23 protein-coding genes and 5 tRNA genes are annotated in these 23951 nt (G+C 37.5%); 13 read left to right on the top strand and 15 right to left on the bottom strand.

Features of this window, described 5'->3' with window-relative positions:
- Window positions 1–2: 2 nt before the first annotated feature.
- From AS4_RS05650 to AS4_RS05620, 7 genes are all read right to left on the bottom strand, one after another.
- The gene (locus AS4_RS05650; protein ID WP_096733477.1) at window positions 3–1289 is read right to left on the bottom strand and encodes an NAD(P)/FAD-dependent oxidoreductase; all 1287 of its coding nucleotides are present in this window, start codon (window positions 1287–1289) and stop codon (window positions 3–5) included.
- Complete coding sequence (locus AS4_RS05645; protein WP_096733476.1) at window positions 1286–2275, bottom strand: acyl-CoA desaturase; 990 nt, start codon at window positions 2273–2275, stop codon at window positions 1286–1288. Before AS4_RS05645 ends, AS4_RS05650 begins: the two co-directional genes overlap by 4 nt.
- Window positions 2276–2667: 392 nt before the next feature.
- Window positions 2668–2853: a zf-HC2 domain-containing protein gene (locus AS4_RS05640; protein ID WP_096733475.1), complete on the bottom strand. Its 186-nt coding sequence runs from the start codon at window positions 2851–2853 to the stop codon at window positions 2668–2670.
- Window positions 2847–3467: an RNA polymerase factor sigma-70 gene (locus tag AS4_RS05635; protein WP_096733474.1), complete on the bottom strand. Its 621-nt coding sequence runs from the start codon at window positions 3465–3467 to the stop codon at window positions 2847–2849. The genes AS4_RS05640 and AS4_RS05635 overlap by 7 nt, the downstream gene beginning before the upstream one ends.
- Window positions 3464–4222: an HvfC family RiPP maturation protein gene (locus AS4_RS05630; protein ID WP_096733473.1), complete on the bottom strand. Its 759-nt coding sequence runs from the start codon at window positions 4220–4222 to the stop codon at window positions 3464–3466. The genes AS4_RS05635 and AS4_RS05630 overlap by 4 nt, the downstream gene beginning before the upstream one ends.
- Window positions 4173–5036 carry an HvfB family MNIO-type RiPP peptide maturase gene (locus AS4_RS05625; RefSeq protein WP_096733472.1) on the bottom strand — a complete coding sequence of 288 codons (864 nt, stop codon included), beginning with the start codon at window positions 5034–5036 and terminating at the stop codon, window positions 4173–4175. The genes AS4_RS05630 and AS4_RS05625 overlap by 50 nt, the downstream gene beginning before the upstream one ends.
- A gap of 70 nt (window positions 5037–5106) precedes the next feature.
- A complete protein-coding gene (locus AS4_RS05620) occupies window positions 5107–5415 on the bottom strand; it encodes an HvfA family oxazolone/thioamide-modified RiPP metallophore (protein ID WP_096733471.1) in 309 nt (102 codons plus the stop codon).
- A gap of 158 nt (window positions 5416–5573) precedes the next feature.
- Between AS4_RS05620 and AS4_RS05615 the strand changes: the two genes are divergently transcribed.
- Complete coding sequence (locus tag AS4_RS05615; RefSeq protein ID WP_096733470.1) at window positions 5574–6188, top strand: HvfX family Cu-binding RiPP maturation protein; 615 nt, start codon at window positions 5574–5576, stop codon at window positions 6186–6188.
- 344 nt (window positions 6189–6532) lie between these two features.
- Here AS4_RS05615 and AS4_RS05610 read toward each other — a convergent pair.
- Both AS4_RS05610 and greB read right to left on the bottom strand, forming a co-directional pair.
- A tRNA-Ser gene (locus tag AS4_RS05610) sits at window positions 6533–6622 on the bottom strand.
- A 111-nt stretch (window positions 6623–6733) separates the two neighbouring features.
- Window positions 6734–7207: a transcription elongation factor GreB gene (greB, locus tag AS4_RS05605; RefSeq protein WP_004722375.1), complete on the bottom strand. Its 474-nt coding sequence runs from the start codon at window positions 7205–7207 to the stop codon at window positions 6734–6736.
- A gap of 554 nt (window positions 7208–7761) precedes the next feature.
- Here greB and AS4_RS05600 point away from each other — a divergent pair.
- On the top strand, window positions 7762–8871 hold the full coding sequence (locus AS4_RS05600; RefSeq protein WP_004722376.1) for an MltF family protein: 1110 nt from the start codon (window positions 7762–7764) through the stop codon (window positions 8869–8871).
- 83 nt (window positions 8872–8954) lie between these two features.
- Here the strand turns inward: AS4_RS05600 and AS4_RS05595 are convergent, their stop codons facing one another.
- Together AS4_RS05595 and ttcA are read right to left on the bottom strand one after the other, a co-directional pair.
- Window positions 8955–9338, bottom strand: a complete 384-nt coding sequence (locus tag AS4_RS05595; RefSeq protein ID WP_004722377.1) for an SCP2 sterol-binding domain-containing protein — start codon at window positions 9336–9338, stop codon at window positions 8955–8957.
- Window positions 9339–9563: 225 nt separating this feature from the next.
- On the bottom strand, window positions 9564–10472 hold the full coding sequence (gene ttcA / locus AS4_RS05590; RefSeq protein ID WP_004722379.1) for a tRNA 2-thiocytidine(32) synthetase TtcA: 909 nt from the start codon (window positions 10470–10472) through the stop codon (window positions 9564–9566).
- A 538-nt stretch (window positions 10473–11010) separates the two neighbouring features.
- On the opposite strand from ttcA, the gene AS4_RS05585 reads away from it, so the two are divergent.
- A complete protein-coding gene (locus AS4_RS05585) occupies window positions 11011–11862 on the top strand; it encodes a lytic transglycosylase domain-containing protein (RefSeq protein WP_406565194.1) in 852 nt (283 codons plus the stop codon).
- A gap of 312 nt (window positions 11863–12174) precedes the next feature.
- Window positions 12175–13080 carry a protease HtpX gene (gene htpX / locus AS4_RS05580; protein WP_096733468.1) on the top strand — a complete coding sequence of 302 codons (906 nt, stop codon included), beginning with the start codon at window positions 12175–12177 and terminating at the stop codon, window positions 13078–13080.
- A 171-nt stretch (window positions 13081–13251) separates the two neighbouring features.
- Here htpX and AS4_RS05575 read toward each other — a convergent pair whose 3' ends face one another.
- From AS4_RS05575 to AS4_RS05565, 3 genes are all read right to left on the bottom strand, one after another.
- A complete protein-coding gene (locus AS4_RS05575) occupies window positions 13252–13605 on the bottom strand; it encodes a bleomycin resistance protein (protein WP_004819718.1) in 354 nt (117 codons plus the stop codon).
- 53 nt (window positions 13606–13658) lie between these two features.
- A complete protein-coding gene (locus AS4_RS05570; protein WP_096733467.1) occupies window positions 13659–14240 on the bottom strand; it encodes a DUF4112 domain-containing protein in 582 nt (193 codons plus the stop codon).
- 165 nt (window positions 14241–14405) lie between these two features.
- Window positions 14406–15437, bottom strand: a complete 1032-nt coding sequence (locus AS4_RS05565; RefSeq protein ID WP_096733466.1) for a L,D-transpeptidase family protein — start codon at window positions 15435–15437, stop codon at window positions 14406–14408.
- Window positions 15438–15961: 524 nt separating this feature from the next.
- Here AS4_RS05565 and pyrC point away from each other — a divergent pair.
- The 9 genes from pyrC (at window position 15962) to AS4_RS05520 (ending at window position 23157) form a co-directional block, all read left to right on the top strand.
- Window positions 15962–16996 carry a dihydroorotase gene (pyrC, locus tag AS4_RS05560; protein ID WP_096733465.1) on the top strand — a complete coding sequence of 345 codons (1035 nt, stop codon included), beginning with the start codon at window positions 15962–15964 and terminating at the stop codon, window positions 16994–16996.
- The gene (gene rnt / locus AS4_RS05555) at window positions 16981–17640 is read left to right on the top strand and encodes a ribonuclease T (protein WP_004722393.1); all 660 of its coding nucleotides are present in this window, start codon (window positions 16981–16983) and stop codon (window positions 17638–17640) included. The genes pyrC and rnt overlap by 16 nt, the downstream gene beginning before the upstream one ends.
- 20 nt (window positions 17641–17660) lie before the next feature.
- Window positions 17661–17736 (top strand) — tRNA-Glu (locus tag AS4_RS05550).
- Between the two features lie 163 nt (window positions 17737–17899).
- On the top strand, window positions 17900–19327 hold the full coding sequence (locus AS4_RS05545; RefSeq protein ID WP_096733464.1) for an amino acid permease: 1428 nt from the start codon (window positions 17900–17902) through the stop codon (window positions 19325–19327).
- A gap of 636 nt (window positions 19328–19963) precedes the next feature.
- Window positions 19964–20039 (top strand) — tRNA-Glu (locus AS4_RS05540).
- A gap of 335 nt (window positions 20040–20374) precedes the next feature.
- The gene (locus AS4_RS05535; protein ID WP_034618380.1) at window positions 20375–21799 is read left to right on the top strand and encodes an amino acid permease; all 1425 of its coding nucleotides are present in this window, start codon (window positions 20375–20377) and stop codon (window positions 21797–21799) included.
- A gap of 131 nt (window positions 21800–21930) precedes the next feature.
- A complete protein-coding gene (locus tag AS4_RS05530; protein ID WP_096733463.1) occupies window positions 21931–22830 on the top strand; it encodes a lipase family protein in 900 nt (299 codons plus the stop codon).
- A gap of 133 nt (window positions 22831–22963) precedes the next feature.
- Window positions 22964–23039: transfer RNA gene (locus AS4_RS05525), tRNA-Glu, on the top strand.
- A 42-nt stretch (window positions 23040–23081) separates the two neighbouring features.
- A tRNA-Glu gene (locus AS4_RS05520) sits at window positions 23082–23157 on the top strand.
- Window positions 23158–23242: 85 nt separating this feature from the next.
- Here AS4_RS05520 and AS4_RS05515 read toward each other — a convergent pair.
- Window positions 23243–23857, bottom strand: a complete 615-nt coding sequence (locus AS4_RS05515) for a YiiX family permuted papain-like enzyme (protein ID WP_096733462.1) — start codon at window positions 23855–23857, stop codon at window positions 23243–23245.
- Between the last annotated feature and the right edge of the window lie 94 nt (window positions 23858–23951).

The following is a 23951-nucleotide window of genomic DNA, read 5'->3' as shown; positions in this document are numbered from 1 at the left end:
TCCTAAATCACATCAGCCATATGTTTTTCTAATTGCTCTACTACTTGAGCAGCACTGCGTACCCCATCCTCATGGAAACCCCAGCCCCAATAAGCACCGCAAAATGATGTTCGATTTTGGCCATTAATATCTGACCAACGTTGTTGCGCTTCTATAGCTTGAGCATTAAATACAGGATGGCGATAATCACGTTCGACTAAAATTTGCTTTGGATCAATTTGAAAGTTAGGATTCAACGTTGCAAATATTTGTGTTTGACAGGATAAATTTTGTAGTTTGTTCATCCAATAACTAAACGCGTAATGAACCGTAGACTTCGAACTTCTTCTATCAAAATTAGCTTGATCTGCAGTAACATGCACATGCCAACTCGCCCATTGAGATTTACACTTTGGCATAATAGTCAAATCACGATGTAGCACCATTTTGTTATCTTGATAAGCAAAATTAGACAACACCTCTTGCTCTTGTGCGGTAGGATCATTTAATAACTTTAGGCTATCATCGGCATGACTAGCAAAAACCACCCAGTCAAATTGCTGTGCATCACATTCTGTTTGCACAATCACTTGATCAGCTAAGCGAGACACACCGATCACCGCCAGTTTTTTAAACTCAATATTTGCTGACTGCTGCTGGATGGCTTGAACATAACGTGCAGAACCACCTTTGACGGTTTGCCATTGTGGACGATCTTTAAGCTGTAACATGCGATGATGTTGAAAAAAGCTCACAACGAATTTATAAGGAATTTGTCCCACTTGATCAATTGGACATGACCATAATGCCCCACACATTGGATATAAATGCTCTCGGCGAAAAGCCTCGGAATAAGCATTTTGATTTAAATAGGCTTCAATACTCAATGTCGTATCATGCTCATCCACAATGACGTCTTTATTTGCGGCATAAAATTTAAAAAGATCAGAGAGCATGGCTCTAAAATTAGATTTTAAAAAGTTTTGTGGCCTGCTCAGCAAAGAAATTTTTTTCGACGGATTATATTGTAATCCTGAGACCTGATTATTGACTGAAAAACTCATATCACTGTTTTGTGCTTTTACTCCTAGCTCGGTGAGCATATTGCTAAACAATGGATAATTATAATTATTGAATACGATAAATCCGCTATCGATAGCGAGTTTTTGCTCATCAATCATCAAGTCATGAGTATCAGTATGTCCCCCAAAATAATTATTTTTTTCAAATACAGTTACCTGATGATGCTTTGAAAGTTTCCATGAGGCATACAATCCAGAAACACCTGAACCAATAATCGCAATTTTCATGTAGATTCCCCAGTTGAATTTTTCTTGGTCTTTGTTTTAATAAATATGTTTACTTTACTTGCTGATTGAGCAATTTTACTGACCTCATACACTCGTGCAGGTATTGGTTTCAACCCCCAGACCAAACCGACCCAAGACATAATTTTTAGAACATAGTAGGTGATATCAATTTGCCACCAATAAAAACCTTGTCTTGCACTTCCTGCATAATAATGGTGGTTGTTATGCCATCCCTCCCCCAAAGTAATAATAGATAAAAATAAGTTGTTTCGACTTTGATCTTCTGTTTCAAAATCTCGACTTCCATATAAATGCGCCAGAGAGTTAATACATAACGTCGCGTGAATTAATAAAACTGTTGAAACAACGAACCCCCAAACCAACAGCTGTAAACCTGATGTTGCAAGTGATGGATATACGACCGCCAGCCATTCACCTAAAGCATAAATCGCTACTGCGGTAAGAAGCACAATGATCAAACTAAAACGATCCAACCAAACTAGTTCAGGATATTTGAGCCAATCTTTAATCACCTCTTTACGTGTGGCAAAATTATAATCATTTAAAAACCACCCTATATGGCTGTACCAAAAACCATGTGTAGACGAGTGTGGATCTTGTGCTGTATCCGTAAATCGATGATGATAACGGTGATGCGCTGCCCACCACAATGGTCCACGCTGGGCACTCATTGTTCCAATCAATACAAAAATAAATTGAACGACTCGAGAAGTTTTAAAAGTCTTATGAGATAAATAACGATGGAAAAATGCAGTAATAGAAAACATCCGAATCAGATAAAACATCAGCATAAAAGCAAGGGCAAACCAAGATATCCCCACATAAAAAACCGCCAGACATGCAATATGCAGAATGATAAAAGGAATAATACGCACCCATTGAATCTGCTTATTCTCAGATGAAATGGACTGTGCCTGAATCGGTTTGGACCAACTGTCTATCCACTGCATAACACGATTCAACATAGACTGATCCTAATTTTCTAATCATCAGATTTTGTATAAAAGAGTTTAATCAATTCGAAATGAAATTTATGTGAAGTAAATAATTTTTTTAATGGTACTGACAACTGAATGGAGCTAACAATGTCAATTTTTAGACCTTTTATTTCACTTTAATACGATACCCTATTCAGGCTGTGAACAGAATATAAGGAACAAAAACAATCAACTTGATATTATAAAATGATTATATTGGTTTTATATTCAAAAAATAAAACAGATCTTTAGGCTGATGCTGGTTATTAAAAAAATAATTCAAATTATGACACTATTCAATAACTCGAAGTAATGGCTTGCTTACCTTATTCACAGCAACTTGAGCGCAAGCAACTTTATATTGAAAGAGTCTTTACTAGCTACTTACCGTCATCAAACTTTTTAAATGCTTTAGAGAGCTGACTTAGTGTTTTAACTTGTTTTCCATAGCGGCGGCATGAACGGCAAAGCAATAAATGAATTTGTAAATTGCCCTGCTCTCGAAATTGAAGTGTTCGGTCTAATCTTTCAGATAATAACTGGGTGGCTTGGCGACAGGTTAACATGAGCAATCATCCTTCAATAACCATTTATTTTCTAAACATTCACGCAATCTTGTTCGACTTCTATACATGAGCACATTTAAATTAGTCACAGTAAGTCCTAGCTTTTCACAAATTTCATCTGAACTGAGTTCAATCATTTCTCTGAGCATGAAAACTTGTGCATATTTGGCTGGTAAATGATTCAAACAGGCATCAAAAATAAGCCAAAAATCTTGTTGTTCCAATATTTCTTCTGGACTGGGCCATGCTTGAGGTGCTTCATATTTATTCCAATGTCCAGAAGCATCAAATAATGCATCTATACTTTGTTCACTGTCTTCGTCATTAAACAATTCACTCATCGTCATTAAACGAGATTTTTGCCGAATTAAATCAAAAATCTTATTTTTTAAAATCGCAAAAACCCACGTTTTAAAAGCTGCTCGGCCAGTAAAAGAATCAATATGTTGAAATGCGCTCATTAATGCTTCTTGAACAGCATCTTCAGCCTGCTGTAATGATGACAGTTGTAGAATTGCAAACTTCAACATTTGTTGTCGTAATTCTATTACAAAGGCTAGATTTTGTAGTTGTTGTAATATTTCTTGATTCGCATTTGCAGGCTCTACGCTCATCCATTTTCCTCATCATTTTTATGGGGTAGATCTAACAATTTCAATCGAATTAATAGTACTTTTAACTCATCGATCTGAGTTTGTATTTGAATGCTAGAAAAATCAGGAAACGTCGCTTTTATTAAATTTCCAATATCTTGTTCAACTAACTCTTGTTGATTGAGTTGTTCAATCACCACAGCGAATAAAACAGATAAGCTTTCTACGCAGATATTATCTTGATCATTTCGCCAAACCAATATAACACTAGGCATAGGCTCAGCTTCAGCAATGATCATGCTTGACGACCATTGATAAACTGGATATTGATAAACGAGCACCCAGACTTGAGTATTTAACTGCCATTCACTCCGCCGAGTAAGGGTGTTTTTTTCAATTTCAACTGTATCTAAATAGAGTTCAAGCCATTCAAACTGTAAGAGCTCAGCTAACCAAGGATATTCTTGTAAACTGGGATGTTGGCAATCTGTCAGATACTCCCTAAATTGTAAGGAAATATCATTATAAAATGGTGAATCACACTGCCCTTTTTGAAAAAATTCAGTTAATAGCTTTTGCCACTGTATCTCAGGTAATATTGCACGAGTAATGGGATAGACCAAATCAATAAAAGAACAAACATTATTAAAAAGTAAATCTCGATAAATCTGCATCCGTTCCGCAGGAAGAGCTTTGGGTAACTCAGATTGAGGAAAGCGAATCCAATTACAAAACTGCAGCTGTGAAGCTTGGAAAGATATTTGCTCTGTTTTCATCACCGCTCTCCTGCTGCTGAATTGTTTTAATTCTCGTCATTTCATCTTGTAACTTTTGCCATGATGGAATATTAAAATCACGCTCAAGTAATGTTGGTTTTACGCCACACACTTGATAAGTATATTGTAATAATTGCCAGACAGAATCGCATACTTCTGCACCATGAGTATCAATCAATAGATCTGGTTCAACTTGTTCATGCCCAGCAATATGTATATAACGAATCCGCTGTTTTGGCATTGCTCGAATAAAGGCATACCCATCACTGCCGTGGTTTATACTGTTTACATAGACGTTATTCACATCGAGTAATAACTCGCAGTCCGCCTGCTGAAGCACTTCAGATACAAAATCGGCCTCACTCATTTCAGCATTTGGCATCAAATAGGTTGAGACATTTTCGATCACCAGCCTTTTGCCTAAAATATCTTGGACACGTAAAATACGTTCTGCTACATATTTAACTGCCGCCTCAGTCATTGGAATTGGCATCAAGTCGTATAAGTAACCACGATCATGGGTATAACTTAAATGCTCGGAATAAATCGGGATATGATAATCATCTAAAAACCCTTTAATTTTTTGAATAAATTCTAAATTGAGTGGATGTGGCCCACCAATGGATAAAGACAGCCCATGACAGATTAAAGGTGCTTTTTCTACACACCGAGCTAATAACTTTGCATGCCGACCACCAAAACCTATCCAATTTTCAGGCGCGATTTCAATAAAGTCTGGCACTTTTTTAGCACTTAGAAACTCATCAATAAAATCCCTTCTTAGCCCAAGACCTACACCAGCCAAATTAACCATGGTGATACTCCAACTTTGGAAATGATGCCGTCTATGTGATTCACAGCGACATCATTGTTTAACTGATTGACTATTTACTACCACACTTGCCATCAGCAACTTTTTTATCAGCACCACATTTCGCATCCGTTGCTTTCTTCGTTGCACCACATTTACCATCTGCTGCTTTTTTATCAGCACCACATTTTGCTTCAGCCGCTTTTTGTGATTTCGTCATTTTGTTCGATCCACACTTGGCTTCACCACATTTTGCATCACTGGCTTTCTTCGCATGGGTTTCTGTCGCATGCGTTGTTGGGGCTGCTGATACTTGAGTTACACCAGCTACAGATAAAGCTAGCAGTGCTGCGACTGATGTGATTGAGTTGAGTTTGTTCATTGTTCTATTCCTTTAAGATAATTTACCGTGTTGTACTCAGGTACATATAGTTAGACGACTTAAACTGCCATTTATTACAGTCCAAATTAAAAATTGTGTAAGAAACACAGTTATCACCCGACTAATTACTATTCAATCGCAGTTGGTGTGAAATTATCGTGAACAATTTTATTTATGCTTTATCAAAAAATTACCAAATATTTTGTGGTCTCATAAAACATAGTGATGGTATCGCAGCACTTACACTGAGACTTTATTTGGTCCCTATATTTTGGATGGCAGGTACAAATAAACTTGCGCATTTTCAACAAACAGTGGAATGGTTTGGTAATACAGATTGGGGCTTAGGTTTACCATTCCCGACATTGTTAGCAACCCTTGCCACTTCGGTTGAAATTATAGGAGCAATTCTATTAGCCCTTGGTTTCTTGACTCGCTTTATCAGCATTCCACTCATTATCACCATGCTTGTTGCCATTGTTACAGTACATTTACCTAATGGATGGCAAGCAATTGCTGATCCCAATGCTCCATTTGCTAGTGCTCAAGTCTTCGCTTCTACTGAAAAATTAGAAAAGGCGCGTCAAATCTTAGAGACGCATGGAAATTATGATTGGTTAACCTCAAGTGGATCATTTGTCATTTTAAATAATGGTATTGAGTTTGCTGTAACTTACTTAGTCATGCTGTTAGCATTAATTGTGCTCGGCGGTGGGCGCTATCTAAGTCTAGATTATTGTGTGAAGCGTCTATTTTTAAAAGAAAAAGTGTAAAAAGAATTATAGCTAAATAATTAAGGTATCGAATATTGCTTTAATTTAACTCATCTCAAAACTTGCATTACTAAAGCAGCCTTACCATCTGATCTTAAGCCATTTGATTAAGTGCAAATGAGACAAATTATATAAAGATATTAAAACAAAAATAGAAGAAGCAATTTCAGTAATAAAAGTTTAGGACTTAGATTCAAAAAGTTAATTATAAAACAGAGAATTAAACAGGAGTCTAAATCTATCTAATCTATTCTAATTCTGCTCTATTCAATCCAGAGTTTTATGTGGGACAAAAACTTAGGTAAGAAAAAAGCCCTTGTATTAACAAGGGCTTTTTTAATATTTGGCGGAAGCGGTGAGATTCGAACTCACGGAGGACTCACACCCTCGTCGGTTTTCAAGACCGGTGCATTAAACCGCTCTGCCACGCTTCCAATGGCGGCTATCATATAAATAAAATTGCGACTTGGCAAATCTTTTTCAGTATTTCTTCAATCAAATGTACAAAATAAAGTCAAATCTCGCTAATTTGATGAATATTCAAGCTATTCATAACGAATTGAATTGATATACCAACGTTTTTTCCCTGACGGTGTATCCACTTCTGCCTCGTCATCGACTTGTTTAGACAGTAAAGCTCTTGCCATCGGTGAATCAATTGAGACATGTTGCGGATGATGATCATAAATTTCATCTACCCCGACCAGACGTATGGTTTTTTGTTCTCCTTCGTCATTTTCTATTTCAACCCAAGCACCAAAATACACTTTACCTGCTTGTTCTGGAGAAAAATCGATAATTCGTAATTCTTCTAAACGCTTCCCCAAATAACGTACACGACGATCGATTTTTCGAAGCAGCTGTTTATTATACTGGTAATCAGCATTTTCAGAACGGTCACCTAGGCTGGCAGCCCATGTCACTTTCTTGGTAATTTCAGGTCGCTCTTCGCGCCAGAGATGTTGTAACTCAGCGACCAACAGATCATGCCCTGAACGGGTAATTAAATTAGATTTCATGATTTAAAACCATTTAAAATACATATGCACTTGATACTTATTTTTTAAAAAATGTTGCTACAGTCTACAGCCAATAGCGTAAAGATGTCAGCTCAAAAATAGCGCATTTTAAGTTTTAAAAAGCAATAAAATCGTTTTTTTCCTATTTAAATTCAGGCAGAAAATTCAATCGGAAAACCTTTTAAAAGCGGTAATTCTTAACTTACATTTGGAACATTTGCTTACAGTTTTTGGCAGCGTATTTCAGTTTTAAAATTCCTACAATTTTTAAAAAAATATTTCCTTAAAAATCATCATCTTAAATATTTTAAATTGATCATTTTTCATACAAAGTTTGACAGATCTAAAAACCGCCTATATTATGCGCACATGTTTTATGAGTTTATTTTTTTAATTTTGTAGTTTTTCTGCAAAATCTTTCTATCCCACATGTCATTTTTTGAATGACGTTCATGACTGCCCACCCTTATTGAATTTACCAACTATAAGAAGTTTTTAAGCGTTTTTGTGCTTATTACTTTTTAGGGCAATAAATTACTTGTAGCGGAGACAACATGCACAGTAGTTCAACCTCTGGGTCGAGGCTTAGCCTTAACTCATTTTTTCGTGCGCTGCCAATCAAAACTTTAGTTTTATCCACTGCATTAATTCCTTTTAGTATTAATGCGAGTAAGAACAATCAATACAATGCTGTAGTTAATTCGAGTAAATTGACTGTAGTTGCGGTTTCCAATCCAAGCATCGTGTTTAAGGATGGAGACTATAAGCATGGCTTCGGCTATGACTTAGCCCATAACTATGCTGAAAGTTTAAACGTTAAACTTGAGCTTAAAACTGTTTCTGACAATGCAACAGCATTGAAAATGGTTGCTCAAGGTAAGGCGAATTTTGCGATTACCACCGCAAATATGCAAAGTATCGAAGCAGAACGCTTAACCTCTTTTTCAGCAAGCTGTGGTGATTTCAACAGTTTAAAAAGTAATGGTTTAAACCCAGAATTAAATTGGGTGTTTAAACAAGCTGAAGATCCATTAACAGCAACAGCAAGTGGTTTCATTTGCCAAAGCAAACAAAATGGCTCAACCCAGCAACTTGCCTCATTTTATAATCGTAATGTCGTCAAGAAAGACGATTGGAACGTGATTCAACGTGACTTAAGTTCTCGTCTACCGATTTATAAAGCCAGCTTTAAGCGCTCTGCACAGCAATATGGCTTAGATTGGCACCTACTTGCTGCAATTGGTTATCAAGAATCATATTTAAAACCAGACTCTGTTTCTCCCACAGGTGTCCGTGGTTTGATGATGTTGACCAATACCACCGCCAAAGAAATGGGTGTCAGTAATCGTAGTGATCCCGCTCAGAGTATCCAAGGCGGCGCAAAATATTTTGATATGATGTTGAGTCGTTATTCTTATATTCGTAATCCAGATCGTCATTGGTATGCTTTGGTTGCATACAATATGGGTCCTGGTGCAGTTGAAGGTATTCAAAAGCGCATCAAAGCACAAGGTAAAGATCCCAATGACTGGATGAATCTTTATAATTATTTGACACGTAATCAAGCAAGTAATGGTCGTTATAAACAAGCAGTACAGTATGTCACACGTATTCGGGCTTATTTAGAACACATTAAAACCACACCTCGATTACTAGAAATTTAATCTGTATTTTAAATCGATTGGATTTGTAAAAATCAGGCAATAAAAAAGCTTACTCTCGGGTAAGCTTTTTTATTGTAAAAAGATTAAGCAGTTTGCTCTAATACTTTCTTAAATAAATCTTTTTGCTCTTGGCTTGGCTTGGCTGTTTGTAAAGCCATCAATTGAGACATATCACCTTGAACTTTGATTTTGCCTGTCATAAATGCTTGCATTGCAGCAGCCATATCAAATTCTAAGAATACTTTACGAAGTGTTTCAGCATCCATGTTCAATGTTGTTTTCGCATTTGCAGAACTACCTTTGACGATTTTTCCGCCGTCTAAAGCAAGCTCTGTGTTGCCATCTGCATCTGCAACAACCAAATTAATTGCTAAACCTGAAAGTGCTGGTGGTAAGTTTAAATCACCTGCTTCAGCAGTTAATTTTTCAACATTTGCAAACCAATCATCAGTTAAAAATGCAGGCATGTTCATTCCTCAAATTATTTATTCAATTTATTGTGTTATCTATCCAGACAACATCAGGTTGAAGCAGTTTTGCTTGCCCAATGTTATAGCATGATAATTTCAATTTGGGCTAAAGTTTTTTGTACGGACTGTTCATGTTTTATCGGTTTTATCGTTTTATTTTTTTAAATCAGGCACTCATCTCAATATGAATGCCCGATTCGTTCATTTAATTGGCAAAAAAGATCAATCTGCTGCAAAACTAAGATTTACAACATCTAAACGCTTTTTCATTTCTTCCGTATCACATTTCATATCGAATTCGCGTTCTTCATCCAATTTTTCAAAATCAAATAAATCACGGTCAGCCAATTGAGATGGTGAAACATTCTGCAATGCACCAAAAATACTGTGCAAGCGTTTTGGATATTGCTTATCCCAACCACGTAGCATATCGTTTAACATGGCACGTTGTAAGTTTTCCTGAGAACCACATAAGTTACATGGAATGATCGGGAATTTACGAATTTCAGCATATTTGATGATGTCTTTTTCTTCGACATAAGCCAAAGGACGAATCAAAATGTTCTTTTTATCCGAAGACAATAATTTTGGCGGCATCGCTTTTAAGCTACCACCATGGAATAGATTCAAGAAGAAGGTTGCAATGATATCATCGCGATGATGACCCAATGCCACTTTGGTCGCGCCAATCTCTTGCGCAAAACCGTAGAGTGAGCCACGACGTAAACGTGAACACACCGCACAGTAAGTTTTACCTTCAGGTGTCAAACGTTTGGTGATGCTATAAGTGTCTTTTTCCAAAATATAATAAGGAATATTGTTTTCTTCCAAATATTTCGGTAACACATCTTCAGGAAAACCTGGTTGTTTTTGATCCAAGTTCACTGCGACAACATCAAAGTTGATCGGTGCAATACGTTTAAATTGCAACAGAATATCAAGCAAGGTGTAACTGTCTTTCCCACCAGAAACACAGACCATTACCTTATCGCCTTCCTCAATCATTTTAAAGTCACGAATTGCATGGCCGACTTGACGACGAAGTTTTTTCAAAAGACGATAATAAGCTGAACTTGTTGGAAGCTCTGGTTTAAAATTAAATCCTTGTTCGGACTCAACTGGCGAGTACATAGACGAGATAAACCCATAAAAAAATACTGGGCAATTTTATCTGATTTGAACGTTAACCGCATCTAAAGATTTTTTTATTTTGCATCAATTTTTATCTGGTCATCTTCCTGTCGTATTTCCACATTTAAAATAGACGGCTCAGTTCATTTTTTAGCCGAAGTGCTTATCTTTTGGACTTTTCCACAGTTTTCCACAAAACCTGTGGATAAAATTGTGGATTGTTTGGGGCTTGACAAAGTTTTCTCACGCAATGATGGGCATTCTCTTTAGATTGGTCATTTTTTAACCATTATATTTTATATATATTTTTCAATTGTTTAGCATAGTCAATAAATATATTTTAAAAAAAATATAAAATTTTTTTTGATTAATATGCCAACAAATAGCACTTGCTTTTTCGCGATTGTATTGTTAAAACTCAATTCATAGTTTTTCTTGTTCAATAACTTTGTTAAACTCCCAAAAATTGGGGAAATATTTTAATTACTACAAAATGAAAAAATTAATTACGGGTTCGCTAGTGTCTATTTTAGGGTGTATGAGCTTTGCTTCATTTACATCGCAAACGTTTGCAGGTCAAATTTATTTCTACAAAGACCAAAATGGGACAACCTTACTAACCAATCGCAAAAATTCGGATCGTTCACTGCAAAAAGTCAAAGTGACTTATTATAAAGACAGTAATATTCACAGTTATAGCAACTGGGGCAGCTCAGAATCCGCAGTACTGCCAAGTTATAGTAAAAGTAAAAACTCCTTTGACAGTATTATTCGTCAAGCTGCGCAGACGCATGGTGTGTCTGAAGGCTTAATCAAAGCAGTAATGCATACTGAGTCTGGCTTTAATACCAATGCCCGTTCTCCTGTCGGTGCACAAGGCTTAATGCAACTGATGCCTGCAACGGCTCGTCGCTTCAATGTGTCTAATTCTTATGATCCACAGCAAAATATTTTTGGTGGTGCCAAATATCTGAGTTGGTTAATGAAACGCTTTAATGGCAATACCAGTTTAGCTTTAGCGGCTTATAATGCTGGTGAAGGGAATGTCGACAAATACGGCGGTATTCCTCCCTTCCGTGAAACCCAAGACTATGTCAAACGTGTTACCAGTCGTTTAAACAACCTCTATGCTGGTGGTTTAAATTTATCTGCAAATAATATTGGCTCTTCAACCAGTACTGGACAAATCATTGCCCAATCAAATCAAAATGATTTCTCCAATCAAGTAGAGCCAACACCGCAAATCAACAACAGTTCAAATATTCAACCCTTAAAATACAGTTCTCGACCAATTATTATTGCTTCGGATGGAACATACACAGATGCTCCTGCGGGTTCTTATTCAACAGCACATGCCAGTGCGACAGCACAAATCACCATTGGCAACTAATCACTTAAGCGCTTAATATCCCCAAAATTATGTTGCTAAAATAGTAAATAATGCACTTAATTTGTGCAATTACATATTTTCAACAAATTGCTGAAAAAAATAATGTTTTCTCTAATACAGAGAATCTTTTTTTAACTTGCCTATTTTTTTAAATAAATTGCTTATCCACTATCCATTTCATTTGAATTTGTTATTTTTTGCCCGCTAGATTTTTCCCATTATTCTTGAATTTTAAGCATCTAAACCTCATATTGAATTTCATGATTTATTTAATACGTCATATTATTTATTATTTATAAGAGGATTCTCTCCATGATGCGGATTGGTTTGTTTTTGCTAACCAACCTCGCGGTACTGGTTGTAGCTGGCATTATCCTATCATTATTAGGTGTTGGTAGTTACTACGGCGCTGGCGGTCTTAAATTAGGCAACCTGATGGTCTTCTGTTTAGTGTTTGGTATGGTAGGTTCTTTAATCTCCCTATTTATGTCCAAATGGATGGCCTTAAAAACCACAGGTACTGAATTAATCGACCCGAATGCTCCTCGTAACCAAGCCGAAGTTTGGTTATTACAAGAGGTTGCTCAACTTTCACAACGTGCTGGTATTCAAATGCCAGATGTTGGTATTTTCCCATCTTATCAATCCAATGCATTTGCTACAGGTTGGAACAAAAACGATGCGCTGGTATCGGTTTCAACAGGTTTGCTTGAACGCATGAACAAAGATGAATTGCGTGCCGTGCTTGCGCATGAGATTGGTCACGTTGCCAATGGTGACATGGTCACATTGTCCCTTATTCAAGGTGTAGTGAACGCTTTTGTAATGTTCTTTGCCCGTGTGGTTGGTGATTTTATTGACCGTAATGTCTTTGGTCGTCAAGATGGTGAAGCGCCTGGATTGGCTTATTTTGCAATTACCATCGTGCTTGATATCGTTTTCGGTATATTGGCTTCGGCAATCGTAATGTGGTTCTCTCGCTATCGTGAATACCGTGCAGATGAAGCTGGTGCTCAACTTGCAGGTAAAGAAGCCATGATTTCCGCTTTATTGCGTCTACAGGCTGAATCTGAAATGCCAGATCAAATGCCGAAAGAAATGAAAGCTTTTGCGATCGCAGAAGGTAAAGAGCAAGGTTTTAGTTTGGCTGCTTTATTCCAAACTCACCCAAGCATCGAGCAACGTGTTGCCGCTTTACGCCAACTCAATTTACCTTAATCTATACACGCTCGCTCAATCGTAGTGATCATTAGAAAAACAAAGCCTCCAATATGGAGGCTTTGTTTATGTGCACATCATATTTTTAATTTTTGCTTGTTCAATATTTAACGTGCAATTGCTATCTTTCTTATTTATTTACTATCTTTCTTTCAATACCAATACGAGGAATTAATCTAATTGGATACAACGGATTAAACTTCCATTCGGATCAATCACACAAAACATATCAATTTCTTCGAGATACTGGATTTCTGTTATTCGTGCTTCTGGGAATTGTGCCCAATCTAAGCCTTGCCAAAAATGAAACAGATCTTGCAAGACATGTGTTCTTAAGCAGGCACTAAACCATGATTCTTTTGGATTTAAATTGGGGTGATGGAAAAACTCAACCAGCAAACTGTCTTTACTTAAGATCATCCATTCTGCGGACTGATAATCACACTGAAAGCCTAAAAATGCATAAAATTTACGAGTATGATCAAAATCAATAGCAGGAAGGTTGGCCGAAATATAATCTTGCATGATCACCTCTGTATTTTAATATCTACATTTTCAAATCAATTCAATGTTGAAATTTAAGCACGATAGCTTTGATACCAATCCCATAACATATTTACGCCAAACCACATCGCAAGTCCAATCAGGATCAAAACAATCAAGCCTAAAATATCGGGAATATGAATCCAAATCCAAGCAATGACAGGATTACGCCAAAATGCAGATTGCTGTTGCTTTTGTTCTAGTTTCTCATGTAAAAATGGGTGAACCACATGATCATCGCTATAAATCTGATATTCTTCTTGAATATGATCATGTACAACGTCTAAAGCTCTACGACTGGGCCGAATAAAAATATCAAATAAAGTACCAGCGATCGGTATACACCCCACAACGCCGTCAATCACAGCCAGTTTTAATACCCCATTAAGCTTTGCTTGAGGCACACCAATCTGTTTGGCTTTATAAACCGCATAACAGGTCAGCACAAAACCTGCGACATCACCAGCAATCGGTATAGTACTGAGTGCAGCATCTGCCCCAACCCCTTGTTTGGTAAATGGAATACGCACCACTGAATCCATCATATTGGCAAATTTAGCCAAATCTCGTTCAAGTTTAATGACTTCTTGAGTAGATAATTTTTTTTCTGTACTCATAAAGATTTCAATCTTTTTGACATGGTTAAGTTAAATTGATCATACCCAATAAATTCAGTATGTTGTGTATAAGTTTAATATTTACAGTAGCAAAATCTTATCAGCGTTATAAAAAAAGCTGAGCCCTCTTTTAAAGTACTCAGCCTTTTCGGATATACAACGGGATTAATCTAAGAACTTAACCACAGTCCCCGGTTGAACCTTACGACCTAAATCATTGGCATCCCAATTGGTCAAACGAATACAACCATGAGAAGCGGTCTTTGAAATTAATGAAGGATTCGGTGTACCATGAATACCAAATGTCGGTTTACTTAAAGCAATCCACATATTGCCAACAGGACCATTTGGACCAGGCGGTAATGCCAGCTTTTGACGGTTGCTCCCTTGAACAAAGTTCTTCGGGTTATAACCATAGACAGGGTTTGCGGCAACTTTAATCACCTTATGCGTCCCTTTCGGGGATGGTGTACCAGAACCCCCAATTGTGGCAGGAAAAGATGCAATCATTTGATTTGCACTATTGTATAAATAAAGTTGTCGAGCAGGCTTATGCGCAATAATTAAGGCCACACCTTCAGGCAAATCATTGCGTACAATCGGTACATTGATGGTTTCGCCTACTTTTTTAAAGTTAGCTTTTGGATTGAGTTGTTTAAGAAAGTCTTCATCAATATGAAACTTTTCACCTAACATTTCACTCACACGGGTGTAATACAGACCCGGCATTTTTGCTTGTTGGGCATAATTTCGCGGAATTGATTTGGCATAAGGCCCTTTAATATCCGCTGCAGTAATTTGATAAGTTCCAAACGCTGCGGATTTTTGATTTTTTAACAAACTGTCCCAAGTCTGTTTATCCAGTTCACCACTAATCGGTAAACTTTTAATCTGTTGATACGCAGCAAGTGCTTTTAAAAAGTTCTTGCCACTTTTACCGTCGATTGGCCCTGGCGAAGCATGTAAATTATTGAGCATCACTTGTGCACGGGCATAAACAGGGAATTGCCCTCTGCCAATATTTTCAGACCAATTGGCGGTATTGATACTATTCACTGACCAATCTTGTTTTAAGTCCGCTTTTATCGCTTCTTGACTTTTATCAGCTTTTACATTTTGTTTGGCAAAAATTTGACTTTGAATATTTAAACCCACAAGACACATGATGCAAATCAGGTTTGGCAGAAACTTGCCCATATAAAGCTCTCTATTAACTCAATATTATAATTGATGTACTTATCTAATAAACTATTGTATTACAGATACATAGTATACTGATCTCGAACAATAAAAGCGACGTCACACACACCTTGAACGATCATTTATATTCTCAAGGCTTTAAACACAATTGTATAAAATCAATAGTGTGTTTATTCATAAAATGAAAATTATGTATGCTGGAAGTTTATCTTTGTATGACTTTATTATCATTTTTTAAGAAAAATATGCAATAGTACATTTTGACTATTTAATCATTTAAAAACGGTAATTTTAAAATAAATTCAAATTAAGCAATTGAAAATCATTGCCATGTTATACAATTGTAGATTTTCTACTCAGCATTAGCACCCAATCATGACACACACATGACCAATCCGAACAAAATATAAGCTTTAGATTTGTTTTTAATCATTTAATTTGAATTATTGATTAGAAATAGCTGTTATCATTTTAAAGTGTTATAGATTATCATCTCATTTATTTTGTCAGTAAGAATTGCCTTGAATACGATCACTTTGCTTCAGCCAGATGACTGGCATGCCCACCTGCGTGATGGTCTTGCCTTAAAACGTACAGTTCCAGATCTAGCCAAACAATTTGCCCGTGCGATTTGTATGCCGAACCTCGTTCCACCTGTGAAAACTGTAGATGAAGCGAATGCTTATCGTGACCGTATTATGGCACATGTCCCTGAAGGGGTTGATTTTGACCCACGTATGGTACTGTATTTTACCGACCATACTTCTCCAGATGAAGTTCGCAAAATCAAAGAGTCTCAATTCGTCAATGCAATTAAACTCTATCCTGCTGGTGCAACAACCAACTCGGATAATGGTGTCAGTGACATTCGTAAAGTCTATGCAGTGATTGAACAGCTTGAAGAACATCAAGTACCATTACTATTACATGGTGAAGTTACTCATCAGCATGTGGATATTTTTGATCGTGAAAAACGCTTTTTAGACGAAGTACTTTCACCGTTACTGAAACAATTTCCGCAATTAAAATTGGTGTTAGAACATATTACCACCAGTGAAGCCGCGCATTTTGTGCTTGAACAAGATCGTAATGTTGCTGCGACGATCACACCACAACATTTACTGTTTAACCGTAATGATATGTTGGTCGGTGGTATAAAACCGCACTTTTATTGTTTACCGATTTTAAAGCGTCAAACTCATCAACAAACTTTACTTGAAGTTGCCACAAGCGGTAGCCCTAAGTTTTTCTTAGGTACTGACAGTGCACCACATTCTAAAAATGCCAAAGAAAATGCATGTGGTTGTGCAGGTTGCTATAGTGCACCTACAGCAATTGAGCTTTATGCTCAGGCTTTTGATCAAGTCAACAAAATCGAACGCCTAGAAGGTTTTGCCAGTATGTTTGGTGCAGACTTCTATGGTTTGCCTCGCAACACAAATAAGATTACCCTTGTGAAAGAAGATCAGGTAATCCCTGAAAGTTTAGATTATTTGGATGGTGAACACATTATTCCACTTTATGCTGGAAAAACCATCCAATGGAGAAAGGTGTGACAACTGAAACATTACCTGTGATTGGACAACGCTTTCGTGGTTTTTTACCCGTTGTGGTTGACGTTGAAACAGCAGGTTTTAATGCAGATACCGATGCATTGCTTGAAATCGCATGCATTCCGATTGTGTATGATGCTGAAGGAAAATTTGTTCCAGGTGAAGCACATCATGCACACATCAATCCTTTTGAAGGTGCAAATTTAGATCGTCGTTCTTTGGATTTTATTGGTGTAGATCCATTTAATCCAATGCGTATGGCAATGGCTGAAGACGAAAAAACAGCATTAAAGCGTATTTTTAAGGCGGTTAATGAAGTACGTCGTCAGCAACATTGTACTCATGCAGTCTTGGTCGGACACAATGCCCACTTTGATTTAGGCTTCCTAAGAGCTGCAATTGCGCGAACTGGCAGTAAAAATCAAAACCCTTTTCATAGTTTTTCTGTATTTGATACTGTGACTTTAAGTGCGGTCATGTTTGGTCAAACTGTTTTGGCTAAATCATGTATTCAAGCTGGAATTGAGTTCGATGGTAAAGAAGCACATTCTGCCTTATACGATACTCAAAAGACGGCTGAACTGTTTTGCTATATTTTGAACAAACTCGCACCTCACTTACTTGACAATTTGGTGGCGGATCAATAAGATATCGCCATCTTCTAAACGACCCTATCGTCTAGAGGCCTAGGACATCGCCCTTTCACGGCGGTAACCGGGGTTCGAATCCCCGTAGGGTCGCCATCTATTTATTCTTATAAATCTTTTCTCTCTTTTTAGATTTTCTTGATTCAGTTATTTTATTTCATCCCTTTTCTTTAGACTTTAGAAGCTGATGGCTTATTTTATTTTGTCAATTTTGGCATTTTAATCTAAAATATCTCTTTAAAGTTCAATGACATCAAATATGCAATCACCTGATCAATCGAATCAGCACACTGTCGCTGATGGGCAAACTATTGTCTTAAAAAGATCCATGACCAAACGCCATCTAATTATGTTGTCATTAGGCGGTGCGATTGGTACAGGCTTATTTTTAAGTTCAGGTGAAGTGATTGCACAAGCTGGGCCGATTGGTGCAGTGATTGCCTATATCATCGGTGGTTTAATTGCCTATATGGTGATGCTGTGCTTAGGCGAACTTGCCGTCAATCAACCTGTGACCGGATCTTTTGGTGCTTTTGCAGCTAAAAATATTGGACCGGGTACAGGCTACATGGTGTCGTGGATGTACTGGCTGGGCTGGTCTGCCACCTTGGGGACTGAATTTACTGCGGCAGCCATGCTGATGCAGGAATGGTTTCCAACAACCTCCATCTGGTTATGGACCTTGGTCTTTATTGTTGCCGTCTTGATTTCCAATCTAACCTCAACACGCTTTTTTGCAGAGTCAGAGTTTTGGTTGTCTTTTGTTAAAGTTGCAACGGTACTGGTATTTATCTTACTTGGCCTAACCGCAATATTTGGATTAATTCCCTTCCATGGTCATGAAACTGCACCTTTATTCAGTAATTTAACCGCACATGGCTGGTTACCCAATGGTTTATTTCCTATTTTTGCCACCATGCTGATTGTAAATTTTGCCTTTAATGGTACTGAGATGATTGGAATTGCTGCTGGTGAAACTGAAAATCCTGAAAAAAATGTCCCGAAAGCAATTCATGCTTCGGTTTGGCGGTTAATGATTTTCTTTGTCGGCACCATTATTGTCATCAGTTCATTATTACCCTATCAAGATGCTGGCCTAGCCGCGCATGGTGAAGGGATCAGTAATAGTCCCTTTGTTTCTGTATTTAACTTGATTGGAATTCCTTACGCAGAAGACATCATGCGTTTTGTGATCATTACAGCACTTTTGTCCACTGCAAATTCAGGCCTATATGCGGCATCTCGTATGATGTGGGCGCTTTCAATTCAAAAACAATTACCTCGAATTTTTTCCAAACTGACCAAATCAGGTACCCCCGTTGTTGCAATTTTTGTGACCATGATTGGGGGTTTACCCGGTTTACTGTCGGAGCAATTTGGCGCAGATGTCATCTTTAAAAATTTACTCGGTGTGGCAGCATTTACCATGGTTATCGTGTGGATGAGTATTTGCTGGAGTCAGTTTAATTTCCGTCGTAAATGGCTGGCCAGCGGTAAAACACTGGCTGATTTAAAATTTAAAACGCCGTGGTATCCTGTTGTACCAATTCTTGGCTTTATTACTTGTACCGCAACCGGTTTAAGTATGGCAGCAGATCCGGAAATGCTTTCTGGCTTTATTGGTTGCTTAGTGTTTATGGCAGCATGTTATGCAACTTATTACTGGCTTTATCATCAGAAAAATTAAGTCGCATTGTAAATCACTGATCAGCCCGTATTCATATGGGTTTTTATGCTGTCAAGTCATTAATCATAAATGAAGCTTATGTTTTTGAATGAACTTTTAAAAACTGTTGGTTATCAATTCATTTTTGGTATTTTTGAATCCTAAATGATTATCCTACCGCGGGGCGACATGGATGTCGCCGTTGGGCGGGGGTACAGGACGTACCCCTCGCCCAATAAAAGATTTTTGTCCCTTTTTATCTCTAAAAAGGGAGGCATCGCCTACGCAAAGCTATTTAAACTTTGAATGTAAAGTGTGGCATTGCAAGCTTTTTATAATCATATAGTTTATTTTTATATACAATTGATTTAATTATAAATATTAATTGAGAGAAATTATATTCTTGTGTCTAAGATTTTTGACAGATTCATTATATTTTAGGCTTTTAATCCGCAGCATAATTTTTAGGTTAGCAGTATATAAATCAAGCAGTTTTCATTTGATTTGGATTCTTCTAGAAACAAAAAATAGCTTTATGGCTAAATTAAAAACAAATACATGATAATTCGCTTATAGATTCATCAGTTAAACGCTTTTTCGATAAATCCATTTTGACAAAAATGTCTTTTATCCTTAATATACGCATCACCTCATTACGACCCTATCGTCTAGAGGCCTAGGACATCGCCCTTTCACGGCGGTAACCGGGGTTCGAATCCCCGTAGGGTCGCCATATTTGAGATTGTTTCCAACATAAAACTTTCTCGTAAAAAAGCCTGAGCAATACGACTCAGGCTTTTTTATATCTATCGTATTTTAAAGCAGTTAAAAACCACCATCCCCTCATAATTAAAAGATTGTTTTTTCATCGATAATCTGAATTTTTAATTTAAAATAATCAGTGCAGAGTTAAATATAAATAATTGATTTAAATATTTATTTATAAAAACCATAAAATCACGGTGATTTATAGTATTGCTTATTGAGCATTAGCAACACTCAATCATTGCACTATTTATGAATTGGGCTAAAATAGCGCGCTTCTTGTTTTATTTCCATCTGAAGCTTATGCAGTCATCACCAAATCAAAATGATGCTCAGGTATCATCTAATTCTTCACCACTCAAACGAGCAATGAGTACTCGTCACTTGGTGATGATTTCGCTTGGTGGTGCAATCGGTACAGGGCTTTTTTTAGGTTCTGGTGAAGTAATCTCACAAACGGGTCCGATTGGTGCCATTATCTCTTACATCCTCGGCGGTGTAATTGCCTATATGGTGATGCTGTGCTTAGGTGAACTTGCGGTTCATATGCCTGAATCTGGTTCGTTTGGTACTTATGCGCAACGATACATTGGTCCAGGTACAGGATACACGGTCACATGGTTGTATTGGCTGACATGGTCAGCAACACTAGGCACTGAATTTACTGCTGCGGCTTTGTTAATGCAAGAATGGTTTCCGCATATCTCGATGTGGTTATGGACCCTGATTTTTGCAGCAATCGTGTTTGGCTTAAATATGAGCTCAACCAAATGGTTTGCCGAATCTGAGTTCTGGCTCTCTTTGGTTAAAGTCATCACGGTAATCGCTTTTATTCTTTTTGGTCTATTGGCAATTTTTGGGATTTTAAATTATCAGGGACATACTTCAGCACCGTTATTTAGTAATTTGACTGATGAAGGCTGGTTCCCACAAGGTCTATTCCCAATCTTCACCACCATGTTAATCGTGAACTTTGCCTTCTCTGGTACTGAGTTGATTGGCGTTGCTGCGGGTGAAACTGAAGATCCTGCGAAAAATGTGCCTAAAGCCATCAATACTGCTATTTGGCGTTTATTGATTTTCTTTGTCGGTACAATCATTGTCATTAGTGCATTGCTACCTCACCAAATGGCAGGATTACATGCTGAAGGGGTCAGTAGCAGCCCATTTGTTACCGTATTTGATCATATTGGTATTCCATACGCAGAAGACATTATCCGTTTTGTGATCATCACTGCATTGTTGTCTGCGGCTAACTCAGGGCTATTTGCAGCGTCACGTATGATGTGGTCGCTCTCAGCCAAGAAACAGCTTCCAGCATTATTTTCTAGGGTCAATGCACGCGGTATTCCATATATTGCGGTGATTGTCACCATGTTCGGTGCATTACCTGGTCTGCTTTCAGAGCAATTTGCACCTGAAACTATTTTTAAAAACTTGTTGGGTGTGGCTGCGTTTACCATGGTTGTGGTGTGGATGAGTATTTGTCTGAGCCAATTTAATTTTAGACGTCAATGGTACAAACAAGGTCATACCAAAGCTGAATTAGGCTTTGCTGCACCATTGTTTCCAATTGTGCCGATCTTAGGTTTTATCTTCTGTTTAATTACCTGTATCAGTATGGTATTTGACCCTGAGATGGTGGTGGGCTTTATTTGTTGTTTAATCTTTATTGCCATTTGCTATATCAGCTACGCATTTTTATATAAAGATCAATCACAACCCTAAACAAGATCTAATTGATCATGCCTAAACAAAAAGTGTAGCCATTGGCTACACTTTTTGTACATTCATAGATAGTCAAAATCAGTTTAAACTCGTAATTTAATAGCTAAACATAACAATCTATAAAAACCCCAATGAAGATTATTTTTATTCATGGTATGAACCAGCAGAATTATAATGCTGAGAGTTTAAAGCAACATTGGGTTGATATTCTTCAACAGGGAATCGATGAACTTAAACTGCCTATTTCAACAACACAATTAGATATTCGCTTGGCTTTTTATGGCGATTTAATCAGCAAACACCAATTAAGCAATCGCTTTGACTTAGAAAGCTTTCTGCCTAAATCATGGGTAAACTTTCACTTTCATAAACATACAACAACGCCAGCCACAACAACTTTAAATGTCGCTCCCGCAATTCCAATACTGCCCTACTTCATGCCTGAGCATGACTTAAAACTGTCTAAACGCTTGTATTTGGCTTCGCAATTGTTAAAAGATAAGGCACTCAAAGAGTTCTCTTTAATTTTAAATAATTTTCCAAAACTCCATGAAAGTCTGATTCATAAATTTCTGATCGAAACTTATTTATACCTCGCCAATCCTCAGTTTATGGATGAAGTGCATCAACGGATACTAGCCAGCTTAGAACCCGATCAACCGCATATTATTGTTGCGCATTCGTTAGGAACCGTGATTGCCTATAATCTTTTACAACAGCTGCAAGCAAACTACCAGATACAACGCTTTATTACCTTAGGCTCACCACTCGCCTTTAAAGTGATTCAGTCTAAACTAACACCACCCATCAAAAGACCAAATTGTCTAAATGGTGATTGGCATAATTTCTATTCACCAGATGATTTTTTAACCGCTTTTCCGTTGATCAATGCACCCTTTGACTTTCAACCCGCGATTTTAAATACCGCGATTTCAACGTTTATTCATACTCCTCATCAAATCGCGGGCTATTTACAACATCCTGCGGTGATTCAAAATATTTTAGATCCCATTCTGTCCCCCAAGCCGTAATAATGGTCTTAATTTTAACCACTTTGCTCATATTGCTTTGTTTTTATCCATATAAACGCAATTTCAGTTTTTATTGTGGAAAAAAGTTTGACACCTGCCTGTATTCGCCCTAATATACGCCCACCTCTGAAACGACCCTATCGTCTAGAGGCCTAGGACATCGCCCTTTCACGGCGGTAACCGGGGTTCGAATCCCCGTAGGGTCGCCATTAATTTAATGGTTTAGTTTCAAGTGTTTGCCTCAATTTATTGACCCTATCGTCTAGAGGCCTAGGACATCGCCCTTTCACGGCGGTAACCGGGGTTCGAATCCCCGTAGGGTCGCCACATTCAAGAATGTATGTATATACCGCTTCTTATAAAAAGCCTGAGCATCATGACTCAGGTTTTTTTATGCCTGCTATATTTCCAATCAATTCAAGCCAGCAACCGAGTCAACCATTTTCAGTTTCTTTGAATTAAAAATTGCACTTGGCGCAATCACAGTTTCTTGCAATGGAATATGCTGTCCATAGCGTTGTTGCATAAGTGCTTTAACACTTCGATCTATGAGATCAAAACTTTGTAATTTTTCCAAGGGCGCCAATTCTATTCCTAAAGCGTATTGATAAGCTTTCCATACAATTTCAGAGCAATAAATTGCGTCATCATTCCATTCAAAATAAACATCATAGGGTTTATTTAAATAAGTCTCGGCCTGTTTGACTAACTTGTGCTGTTGCTCTGCAGTTAATTGAGGTTGATAACGCTTTACGACATAGGCTTTATTTACACCACGATTGATCCATTGTTGAAGCGGTGTATATTTCACAGGCTGAATCGCCTCCAAAACCAAAGCTTGACCTTGTTTCATTACGATCATTCCCATGTGGCTATATGGCGAATGGGTGGCTTTTTGGATCACAAGACTTTGTGCAGATTTAGAAGTATGAAAAATAATATCCCCTGTCTGATACTCTGCGGCATATATCGAGTTAACGTAAAACAACACTGTCAGCAACAAGAGTTTGAACGGTTTTCTTAACATCATTTAAATCTTAATTTTGATCTTCTTTATCTTGGATTTAATCTAACAGAGTAGTAAAGCATTGCCTAAACTTTGCAATAAAAAAGGAGCAAAA

Source organism: Acinetobacter guillouiae (genome assembly GCF_002370525.2).
In the GTDB taxonomy this organism is placed as follows: Bacteria; Pseudomonadota; Gammaproteobacteria; order Pseudomonadales; family Moraxellaceae; genus Acinetobacter; species Acinetobacter guillouiae.
This window is presented reverse-complemented; position numbering and strand designations above follow the sequence as displayed.